The organism is Bradyrhizobium sp. PRIMUS42, assembly GCF_023006515.1.
Taxonomy (GTDB): Bacteria; Pseudomonadota; Alphaproteobacteria; order Rhizobiales; family Xanthobacteraceae; genus Bradyrhizobium.
The window spans coordinates 1-9,821 of the sequence record NZ_JALBGZ010000172.1; the positions used below are offsets into that span (position 1 = coordinate 1).

Consider the following 9,821-nt stretch of genomic DNA (forward strand, 5'->3'; position numbering starts at 1 on the left):
AGGCGCTCGCCGCCAAGGCCGACGGCAACACGGACGCCGCGCGCTACGTCTCGCTCGCACGCTTCTTCGCCGAGAACATTACGGTGCAGGCGCCCGCGCTCGAGCGCACGGTGACGGAAAGCGCAGAGTCGGTCGCCGCGGCGGATGCGGTGTTGCTGGGGTAGTTGCCTCATGTGTCCCGGACGCGCTGCAACGCGGAGCGTTGCTGCGCAGAGCCGGGACCCAGGCCGAAAACGCGATCGGGTGACATGGGCCTCGGCTCTGCAGCGCACCGCTGAAGTAGCGCTGCGCTGCGTCCGGGGCACGAGAGGCAACCCAGCTCAAGCTACGAAGCTGCGAGCTTCGCCCTTCCCCCCCGGCCGCCACAGCACGATGCCCGCCGCGGCGAGATCCAGCACCACGCACATCGCAAACGCCGTCGTGTAGTTGCCGGTGAAGCTCCGTACCAGCCCGACGATACCTGGACCGAAGGCGCTGACAATGCCGCTGATCGACGTGCCCAATCCCATGGCGGCGGCGAAGGCGCTGGCGCCGATCTCGCGCTGGATGATCAAGGGTGGGAATGTAATCATGTTGCCGATCGAGAAGCCGTAGACGGCACAGCACAGCAGCAGCATCGTCGGGTTCGTGCTCTGCAGGAGAACGAACAGCGCCGTCGCCTGGCTCGTCATCGAGGCCGCGCAGGCGAGCCGCGGATCGAGCCGGTCGACAAACAGGCCGAGCGAGAGCCGGCCGACCACCGCCATCGCCGCCATGACGGTGACCGCGAGCCCTGCCGCGGAGCGGCCGATCAGCGGCTCGAGAAAGCTCACCTGGTGGATGATGAATCCCATCTGCGCCAGCAGCGCGATGGCGATCGGCAATACCATGGTCCAGAACGCCGCGTTGGCGAGCAGCGCCTTGCGGGATCGGCCTGGTGCGGCCGCGCCGCCGCCGGAGGAACGCCCGTCCGATGCCAGCGACATCCCGGTCGGCCAGCCGATGAAGATCACGACCACCGGCAGCACCAGCACTATCATCGCCGTCGTGGCCGCCAGCATGGCAGACCGAAAGCCGATGCTGCCGGACAGCGACAGCAGCAGCGGAACGAGGACGATGCCGCCGCAGGTCGCGCCGTTGAACGCGAGGCTGAGCGCGAGCCCGCGCCGGCGTTCGAACCAGGAGTTCAGCACGGTCGCGATCACCACGGTGCCCATGCCGGTCCAGCCGACCGACATCAGGCCATAGGCGAGATAGAGCTGCCAGGGCGTCTGCATCAGCGCCAGCAGCACCGTCGAGGCGCCGAGCGCGACCAGGCCGCACAGGATCAGCGAGCGCAACCCGATGCGGGCGAGCAGATCGTCGGTAAAGATGACGAGCACGGAGGTCAGGAGGAACGAGAAAGTGCTTGCCGCGGAGACCAGTGTGCCCGGCCAGCCATGGGCGCGCTGCAGCTCGGCAAGATAGACGCCCTGGCCGTACAGGCCGAAGCCGAACATGAAGAAGGCCATCAGAAAGCAGGCCAGCACGACGCGCCAGCCGCGGTAGTGCAGCGAGGATTCGTCGACGCGGGTTGCGGCAATCATCAATCGAGCAATCGGCCAAATGGAACCGCGCCAGATCGTGCACCACAACCACCGGTTTTTCAAATGAAACATTGTAGCCAATTGTTGCGGGGCGCCGCGGCAACGGCTGTCATGCGCCGGCCGTGCGGAAATTGGCGCCGAAAAGATTGAGCCAGCGCATTGGCACGCCTGCGAGATGATGTAGGCTGACGCTTGGCGAGACTCGCGAAGCGGCGAGGTCGCAGCGAGCGCAGGGGGCTCACATGCCGAATGGCAACATCGTGATCACCGAGGAGCGCGGAACGCGCGTGATCACCCTGCGTCGCCCGGGCAAGAAGAACGCGATCACCCAGGACATGTATCGGGAGATGGGCCGCGCGATCGACACCGCGCAGAACAACCCTGATATCCGCTGCATGATCATCACCGGCGGCTCCGGCGTGTTCACCGCCGGCGACGACATCGACGATTTCATGCACGCCGACACCTCGCGCCCCGAGACGCTGTCGGAGGGCGCAAAATTTCTCTATTCGCTCGCCCTCAATACCAAGCCGATCATCGCAGCCGTCGACGGCGCCTCGATCGGCATGGGTACCGTGATGCTGTTCCACTGCGACTATGTGCTGGCCTCGAACGCTGCGACCTTCTCCGCGCCCTATATCCATCTCGGACTCGTCCCGGTCGGCGCGGCCAGCCTCTTGATGCCGAACACGATGGGCTACCAGCGCGCCTTCGCGATGCTGGTGATGGGGCGGACTTTTTCCGCCGCAGACGCGCATGCCGCCGGCTTCGTCAACGCCGTTGTGTCGCCGGGACATACCGAGGTCGAGGCGCGCAAAGTGGCGCGCGAGATCTGCCGGCTGCCGGCCGAGGCGGTCGCGACCTCGCGCAAACTGCTACGCACGCCGGCCGAAGAGCTCACCCGCCGCATCGACCAGGAAGGTCACCTGTTCGGCGAGCGGCTGAAATCGGAGGAAGCGGTGGCCGCATTCAATGCGTTCGCGAACAGGAAGAAGCGGTAGGGTGCACATTTCCTCCGCGTGTCCGAATCGTAGGGTGGGCAAAGGCGCATTTGCGCCGTGCCCACCATCTGTCGATGACAGCGAAAGACGTGGGCACGCTTCGCTTTGCCCACCCTACGGGACGGTGGTCGGGAGAGAAACCTCATCCGGCCGCGGCACGTTCACGACAGTGCTTCGTGAAAACTTCGCGCGGAATGACTAATCTTGGTTCCATGCGATACCGATCCCTCCTCACCGCCCTCGCCCTCGCCAGCACCCTCCCCGCCTCGGCCCAGACCGTCCCACCGGTCGAGCTGCGCATCCTCGCGATCAACGATTTCCACGGCAATCTGCGCCCGCCGCCGGGTGGCATCCGCATCGGAGATCCCGAGGATAAGGCCAGAAAGGTGATGGTGGCGGCCGGCGGCGCCGAATACATGGCGACGCTGGTCAAGCAGCTGCGCGAAGGGCACAAGAACACGATCTTCGTCGCCGCCGGCGACCTGATCGGCGCGAGCCCGTTCCTGTCGGCGATGTTTCACGACGAGCCCTCGATCGAATCGCTCTCGATGATGGGGCTTGCGATCACGTCCGTCGGCAACCACGAATTCGACGAGGGCAAGACCGAGCTGCTCAGGATGCAGAACGGCGGCTGCCATCCGCTCGACGGCTGCCAGGGACCGCACCCCTTCACGGGCGCCAAATTCCGTTATCTCGCGGCATCCACCATCGAGACCGCGACGGGCAACAGCGTGCTGCCGCCATACGAGATCAGGGAATTCGACGGCATCCCGGTCGCCTTCATCGGGCTGACCTTGAAGGAGACCGCGGGCATCGTCTCGCCGTCGGGCATCGCCGGGCTCGAATTCCGCGACGAAGCCGAGACGGTGAACGCGCTCGTGCCGCAGCTCAAGGCGCGCGGCGTCGAGGCGATCGTGGTGCTGATCCACCAGGGCGGCGAGCCCGCCGGCGACTACAATGAATGCCCGGCTATCACGGGGCCGATCGTCGACATCGTCAAAAAATTCGACCGCGCCGTCGACGTCGTCGTCAGCGGCCACACCCATCGCGCCTATGTCTGCGACATCGACGGGCGGCTCGTCACCAGCGGCGACAAATATGGCACGCTGGTTACCGCGATCGACCTGAAGCTCGATCCCACAACGCGCGACATCGTCAGCGCCAGGGGCGAGAACGTCATCGTCGCCAATGCCTCACTCGCGAGGGACGCGGAACAGACCGCGCTGATCGAGGCCTACGACAGGCTCTCAGCGCCGATCGCCAACCGGCCGGCCGGATCGGTGACGCAGACGCTGTCGCGCGTGCCGAACGAGGCCGGCGAAAGCCCGCTCGGCGACGTCATCGCGGACGCGCAGCTTGCTGCGACCAGGGAAGCCAAAGATGGGAGCGCTGTCATCGCGCTCACCAATCCCGGCGGCATCCGCACCGACATCGTCCCGAAGGAGAACGGCGCGATATCCTTCGGCGATGTTTTCGCCAGCCAGCCGTTCCGCAACCGCCTCGTCACGATGACGCTGACCGGCAGCCAGCTCAGGGACATGCTCGAGCAGCAATGGTTGGACCCGAAGCGGCCGCGGATCCTCCAGGTGTCGAACGGATTCAGCTATGCCTGGGATGCGGCGAAGCCATTCGGCGAGCGCGTGATCCCCGAGAAGATGACGCTCAACGGCAGGCCGATCGAACCTGGAAGCGGCTACCGCGTCACCCTCAACGATTACCTCGCCGTCGGCGGCGACGGTTTTACCATCGCCAAACAAGGCACGGCGCCACAATATGGCGGCTACGACGCGGACGCGCTGTTTGCGTTCTTCCGGGCACACGGGCCGATCGGTCCGCTACCGCCGAGCCGCATCCTGCGCGTGAATTGATCCGGATCAAACCGGCCGGGCCGGACAACCCTTTGCCATTGCCGCCCAAGCGCATAGATTGGGTTCTGCATTGCGTTTTGGCGCCGGATGCGCCAACGACGCCAAAAGCCCGTTTCCTGTGAGGCCGACCTGATGAGCACGCTTCTCCTTTCCCACAAGGCCTGCCTCGACCATGTCACGCCGCCGGGACATCCTGAGAGGCCGGATCGTCTTCGGGCGGTGGAAGAAGCGCTGTCTCATGAGCGTTTCCAGTTTCTGGTGCGCGACCAGGCACCGGAAGGCGATCTCGATCTCGTCACGCTCTGCCACAACGAGCATTACGTCACCGAGCTGCGCCACATCGCGCCGACCAGCGGACAGGTTTATATCGACGGCGACACGTCGATGTCGCCGGGCACGTGGGAAGCGGTGATGCGCGGCGTCGGCGGCGCAGTCGCGGCGACGGAAGCGGTGATGGCGGGCGAGCATCGCAACGCCTTCGTCGCGGTGCGCCCGCCCGGCCATCACGCCGAGATCGGCAAGCCGATGGGCTTCTGCTTCTTCGACAATGTTGCCATCGCCGCGCGCCATGCGCAGCGCAAATACGGCATCAAGCGCGCGGCCATCGTCGATTTCGACGTGCATCACGGCAACGGCACCCAGGACATTTTCTGGTCGGACCCGACCGTGATGTACTGCTCGACGCACCAGATGCCGCTGTTTCCGGGCACGGGCGCGAAAAGCGAACGCGGCGATCACGACACCATCGTCAACGCGCCGCTTGCCTCCGAGGACGGCGGGCCGGAATTCCGCTCCGCGTTCGAGAACCTGATCCTGCCGCAACTCGAAAAATTCAGCCCCGAGCTCGTGGTCATTTCCGCCGGCTTCGATGCGCATTATCGCGATCCGCTGGCTTCGCTGAATTTGCGCGCGGAGGACTATGCCTGGGTGACGCGCAAGCTGATGGATCTCGCCGACAAGTCCGCGGGGGGACGCGTTGTTTCGGTGCTCGAGGGCGGCTATGACCTGCAAGGACTGAAAGAATCTGTTACGGCGCATGTCGGCGCCCTGATGGGTGCCTGACGACGCCCGCCACATTAAGCCCGCAAAACCCGCTTTCACTGCAAGGAAAGCGAATCGGGCAATCGGAAACGGATATGGCCGAAAACACCCAAGTCGACGTCTCCAGGCTCACCTTCGAGCGCGCGATCGAGGAACTCGAAACGATCGTGAAGCGGCTCGAAGACGGCAAGGTGCCGCTCGAAGAATCCGTGACGATCTACGAGCGTGGCGAGGCGCTGAAGCGCCGCTGCGAGGAATTGCTGCGCCAGGCCGAGGCCCGCGTCGACAAGATCACCACCGATGCCAGCGGCCAGGCCACCGGCACTGCGCCGCTCGACGTGCAATAAGCCAAAACTGTCCCACACACGTTTCCTCGCTCGGCTTCTGACGCGCTTGGCACTGTGACACGGCAATGGCAGCGTAGCGGGCCGAGTTTTCAGGATCGCAGGGCGCCGTCCCACGAGACATGACAGTTCCATCGCAGGCGCCACTGCTGGCCACGGGGCAATCAGCGGCTCCGGGACCGAAAAAGATCTGATTCGCGGCGAAAAAGCCGCCAGGAAACCAGCCAAGCCGGGAACCCCTCGTCGCGGACCACAGTTAACCACTCTGGCCCGCCGGTTGCATCTGCATACCCCTAATCGGTCCGGCGGGTTGGCTTTGGCCCAAGCTTTGGTGTAAAGCTGCGCGGAGTGTGGCTTTTTGCAAGCCTTGCGTGGGCACCGATTACCGACGACAAGCGCTTCAAACTGCTGATGAAATTGGCTGGGACGGACGAAGCCGATCTAAGTGACAGGGATCACAGAGACTGAACCGGAGCGCACTTAAGCTTACCTAAGCTTGAAGACGGGGCCTTGCCCCATGCAGGTGGCTCCGACGGTTTGAGGACTCGCGCTGCGCCGATATTGTGCAAACCCATCGCGCACCGGAACGACCTTCCGGCGCTGACAAATTGGAAATCGCCGTGAACGCATACAGTAAAACGCCGCTTCTCGACACCATCCGGACGCCGGACGACCTGCGCAAGCTCAAGATCGAGCAGGTTCGCCAGGTTGCCGACGAGCTGCGGCAGGAGACCATCGATGCCGTCTCGGTCACCGGCGGTCACTTCGGCGCGGGTCTCGGCGTGGTCGAGCTCACCACCGCGATCCATTACGTCTTCGACACGCCGCGCGACCGGCTGATCTGGGACGTCGGCCATCAGGCCTATCCGCACAAGATCCTCACCGGCCGGCGCGACCGCATCCGCACGCTGCGCACCGGCGGCGGCCTGTCCGGCTTCACCAAGCGCAGCGAGAGCGATTACGATCCGTTCGGCGCCGCGCATTCCTCGACCTCGATTTCCGCCGGCCTCGGCATGGCCGTCGCGCGCGACCTCTCCGGCGGCAAGAACAACGTTATCGCCGTGATCGGTGACGGCGCAATGTCGGCGGGCATGGCCTATGAGGCCATGAACAATGCGGGTGCGATGAACTCGCGCCTGATCGTCATCCTCAACGACAATGACATGTCGATCGCGCCGCCGGTCGGCGCGATGAGCGCCTATCTGTCGCGCCTCTACTCGGGCAAGACCTATCGCACGCTGCGCGATGCGGCCAAGCAGATCAACAAGCGCCTGCCCAAGATCATCGCCAACCGCGCCAACCGCGTCGAGGAATATTCCCGCGGCTTCATGATGGACGGCGGTACGCTGTTCGAGGAGCTCGGCTTCTACTATGTCGGCCCGATCGACGGCCACAATCTCGACCATCTGCTGCCCGTGCTGAAGAACGTCCGCGACATGGAGACCGGCCCGATCCTGGTCCACGTCGTGACCCAGAAGGGCAAGGGCTACGGCCCGGCGGAAGCTTCCGCCGACAAGTACCACGCGGTCGTCAAGTTCGACGTCGCGACGGGCACCCAGGCGAAAGCCAAACCCAACGCGCCGGCCTACCAGAACGTATTCGGCCAGAGCCTCGTCAAGGAAGCCGAGAAGGACGACAAGATCGTCGCCATCACCGCGGCGATGCCGTCCGGCACCGGCGTCGACATCTTCAATAAGGCCTTCCCCGATCGCACCTTCGACGTCGGCATCGCCGAGCAGCACGCGGTCACCTTTGCCGCCGGTCTTGCGAGCGAAGGCTACAAGCCGTTCTGCGCGATCTACTCGACCTTCCTGCAGCGCGGCTACGACCAAATCGTGCACGACGTCGCGATTCAGAACCTGCCGGTCCGCTTCGCCATCGACCGCGCCGGCCTTGTCGGCGCCGACGGCGCGACGCATGCCGGCTCGTTCGACAACGCCTATCTCGGCTGCCTGCCCAACATGGTGATCATGGCGGCGGCGGATGAGGCCGAGCTCGTGCACATGGTGGCCACCCAGGTCGCGATCGACGACCGTCCGAGCTCGCTGCGCTATCCGCGCGGCGAAGGCCGCGGCATCGAGATGCCGGAGGTCGGCATTCCGCTCGAGGTCGGCAAGGGCCGCATGATCCGCCAGGGCAGCAAGATCGCCCTGCTCTCCTTCGGCACGCGTCTCGCCGAATGCGAAAAGGCGGCCGACGAACTCGCGGCCCATGGCCTGTCGACCACGATCGCCGATGCCCGCTTCATGAAGCCGCTGGACACCGAGCTGGTGCTCAAGCTTGCCCGCGACCACGAGATCCTGATCACGATCGAGGAAGGCTCGGTCGGCGGCTTCGGCTCGCATGTCGCGCAGTACCTGACCGATCAGGGCGTGCTCGACACCGGCATGGTCAAGTTCCGCTCGATGGTGCTGCCCGACGTGTTCCAGGACCACGACACCCCGGCCGCGATGTACGGCCGCGCCGGTCTCGACGCCAAGGGCATCGTCGCCAAGGTGTTCGAGGCACTCGGCAAGGACGTCAAGGCCGAGACGGTCAAGCTGGCCTGATGATTGGTTTCACCTCTCCCGCTTGCGGGAGAGCGTAGGCCGCCTCCGGCGGCCATCCTCTAGGAACGCCGGGGCGATGCCCCGGCTATCGCGCAGTCGGGTGAGGCTTCCCCTCTTGAAGTCCTTGCTTGCGGAGACACCCTCTCCCCGGCCTTTCCCCGCAGGCGGGGGAGGCAGCAGAGCTCGCGCTGCGGCTCGCATCCCGATCCAAATTTTCGGCATTCGCTTCGTAAAATGTCGGCCGCGTCAGCCGCTTCATGGACCGTACCTCCGAGGGCAGACCGCAGAGGTCGACATGCAGGGTCTGACGTTCGAGGCTTGCGTCCGGATGGCGGCCGCGCGATTGATCGCTACATGATCCCATCAATCGTCCCTAGAAGTGTCACATGAGAGCGTGATGTCCCCTGCCCGCAAGCGCGCAGATGTATTGCTGGTCGAGCGCGGCCTGTTCGAGAGCCGGGCGCGGGCGCGCGCGGCGATCGAGGCTGGCCTCGTCACGGCCGACGACAAGCAGGTTTCAAAACCGTCCGAGACGATTGCCGAGGATGCGGTGATCCAGGCCGAGCCTGCGCACCCCTACGTCTCCCGTGGCGGCGTCAAGCTCGCCGGCGCGTTGGAGCGCTATCCGATCGAAATCGAGGATCATGTCTGCCTCGACGTCGGCGCGTCCACCGGCGGCTTCACCGAGGTGCTGCTGGCGAACGGCGCAAGCCTGGTGTTCGCAATCGATGTCGGCACCAGCCAGCTGCATCCCTCGCTGCGGGATCATCCAAAGATCGTGTCGATGGAGGAGACCGACATCCGCAGCTATGACGGCAAGCGGCTGCCGGCACGGCCCGATGTCGTCGTCATCGACGTCAGCTTCATCTCGCTCAAGACGGTGCTGCCGGTGGCGCTTTCCCTCGCCGCCGCGCCGATGAGCCTGCTGGCGCTGATCAAGCCGCAGTTCGAGGCTGATAGGAAGCACAACAAGAAGGGCATCGTCCGCGACGCCGCCGTGCACAAGGAGATCTGCGACGACATCGCCGCCTTTGCCGCTTCGCTCGGCTGCACCGACATCGAGATATTTCCCTCCTCGATTGCGGGCGGCGACGGCAATATCGAATTCTTCCTGGGGGCGCGCCGTGGTTGAACGTCTGACGATCGATCACGTTGGCCATCGCGGCGACGGCGTCTCGATGGCGACGGGCGAAGCGATCTATGTGCCCTACACGCTTGGCGGCGAGACCGTCGAGGTCGATCACGTCGCGGGCCGCCATCCCGATCGCCGCAAGCTGCTCGCGGTAGACGTGGCAAGCTCCGAGCGCATCGAGCCGTTCTGTCCGCATTTCGGCGTCTGTGGCGGCTGCGCCATCCAGCACTGGGCAGCCGAGCCCTATCACGCCTGGAAGCGCGGCATCGTGGTCGAAACACTGGCGCAGGCCGGCATCGATTGCGCGGTGGCGCCGCTGGT

At 65.0% G+C, this 9,821-nt stretch carries 7 protein-coding genes and 1 pseudogene; 7 read left to right on the top strand and 1 reads right to left on the bottom strand.

Annotated features, from left to right (window positions below):
• Positions 1-320: 320 nt before the first annotated feature.
• Complete coding sequence (locus MOV75_RS15390) at positions 321-1,565, bottom strand: MFS transporter (RefSeq protein WP_247006117.1); 1,245 nt, start codon at positions 1,563-1,565, stop codon at positions 321-323.
• A 242-nt stretch (positions 1,566-1,807) separates the two neighbouring features.
• Here MOV75_RS15390 and MOV75_RS15395 point away from each other — a divergent pair, with 242 nt between their 5' ends.
• The 7 genes and pseudogenes from MOV75_RS15395 to MOV75_RS15425 form a co-directional block, all read left to right on the top strand.
• Entirely contained in the window at positions 1,808-2,566 is a 759-nt protein-coding gene (locus MOV75_RS15395; protein ID WP_246917658.1) for an enoyl-CoA hydratase-related protein, read from the top strand.
• A 212-nt stretch (positions 2,567-2,778) separates the two neighbouring features.
• Positions 2,779-4,434, top strand: a complete 1,656-nt coding sequence (locus tag MOV75_RS15400; RefSeq protein WP_246917656.1) for a bifunctional UDP-sugar hydrolase/5'-nucleotidase — start codon at positions 2,779-2,781, stop codon at positions 4,432-4,434.
• A gap of 132 nt (positions 4,435-4,566) precedes the next feature.
• Positions 4,567-5,496 carry a histone deacetylase family protein gene (locus tag MOV75_RS15405; protein WP_246917654.1) on the top strand — a complete coding sequence of 310 codons (930 nt, stop codon included), beginning with the start codon at positions 4,567-4,569 and terminating at the stop codon, positions 5,494-5,496.
• 74 nt (positions 5,497-5,570) lie between these two features.
• Positions 5,571-5,822: an exodeoxyribonuclease VII small subunit gene (locus MOV75_RS15410; protein WP_008132970.1), complete on the top strand. Its 252-nt coding sequence runs from the start codon at positions 5,571-5,573 to the stop codon at positions 5,820-5,822.
• Between the two features lie 617 nt (positions 5,823-6,439).
• A complete protein-coding gene (gene dxs / locus MOV75_RS15415; RefSeq protein WP_246917652.1) occupies positions 6,440-8,368 on the top strand; it encodes a 1-deoxy-D-xylulose-5-phosphate synthase in 1,929 nt (642 codons plus the stop codon).
• A 397-nt stretch (positions 8,369-8,765) separates the two neighbouring features.
• Complete coding sequence (locus tag MOV75_RS15420; RefSeq protein ID WP_246917650.1) at positions 8,766-9,500, top strand: TlyA family RNA methyltransferase; 735 nt, start codon at positions 8,766-8,768, stop codon at positions 9,498-9,500.
• A pseudogene (locus tag MOV75_RS15425) lies at positions 9,493-9,821 on the top strand (RNA methyltransferase); the annotation flags it as partial. The gene MOV75_RS15420 and the pseudogene MOV75_RS15425, both read left to right, overlap by 8 nt.

What these genes read in the sequence shown, in the direction of transcription:
- MOV75_RS15390 (WP_247006117.1), bottom strand. Translation starts at nt 1,565, where the DNA reads ATGATTGCCGCAACCCGCGTCGACGAATCCTCGCTGCACTACCGCGGC.
- MOV75_RS15395 (WP_246917658.1), top strand. Translation starts at nt 1,808, where the DNA reads ATGCCGAATGGCAACATCGTGATCACCGAGGAGCGCGGAACGCGCGTG.
- MOV75_RS15400 (WP_246917656.1), top strand. Translation starts at nt 2,779, where the DNA reads ATGCGATACCGATCCCTCCTCACCGCCCTCGCCCTCGCCAGCACCCTC.
- MOV75_RS15405 (WP_246917654.1), top strand. Translation starts at nt 4,567, where the DNA reads ATGAGCACGCTTCTCCTTTCCCACAAGGCCTGCCTCGACCATGTCACG.
- MOV75_RS15410 (WP_008132970.1), top strand. Translation starts at nt 5,571, where the DNA reads ATGGCCGAAAACACCCAAGTCGACGTCTCCAGGCTCACCTTCGAGCGC.
- MOV75_RS15420 (WP_246917650.1), top strand. Translation starts at nt 8,766, where the DNA reads ATGTCCCCTGCCCGCAAGCGCGCAGATGTATTGCTGGTCGAGCGCGGC.